This is a genomic window from Serratia nevei (assembly GCF_024160145.1).
GTDB lineage: Bacteria > Pseudomonadota > Gammaproteobacteria > Enterobacterales > Enterobacteriaceae > Serratia > Serratia nevei_A.
Map to the genome: position 1 here is coordinate 1 of NZ_JAMYWQ010000112.1, position 515 is coordinate 515.

The 515-nt window shown below is 52.0% G+C and carries 1 pseudogene; it reads right to left on the reverse strand.

The window, feature by feature from the left end:
- Positions 1–81: 81 nt before the first annotated feature.
- Positions 82–515, reverse strand: a pseudogene (locus M6G53_RS24990) (IS4 family transposase); the annotation flags it as partial.

Sequence of the window (515 nt, forward strand, 5' to 3'; positions counted from 1 at the left end):
GCAGGACTTTAATTTCCATACGAATCTCAAAAGTGATCATAAGCTCCCCTGTATTCAGAGGAGCAGATTAACCCCTGGATCAATTTTCAACCGCTGGGGTGGATCAGTTTTGCACCGTTGGTAACAGACAGAAATAACCTTGCTCATCTGTGCGCCAAGGCGCTCCGTCATTGCCCGGGAAGCACGTTCCCATTTAAAGCTTTCTTTACCCTCATACGGGCGCCGGGCATACCGAACACTCTGACCATAAGTGGCTACATTTCGCGCCCAGCGATGCTGTTCAATCAGACCGACAACCTGTTGTTCATGAGGAGCAAACAGCAACACAGAGTGGGCATGCAGGCCACGGGAGGTTTTATGGGAGGTGGTATGGCCGAGGTCGTCAGCCACCGAGGCATGGTCAAAGTTGAGAGAGGTGGTATCTTCCAGGGCCAAAAGCGTTTCAAAAGCCTGCGCGTGTTGCGCAGTTGCGGCAAAACCGGCCTGAGCTATTGCCTCAGGTTCAATAGAGTCGT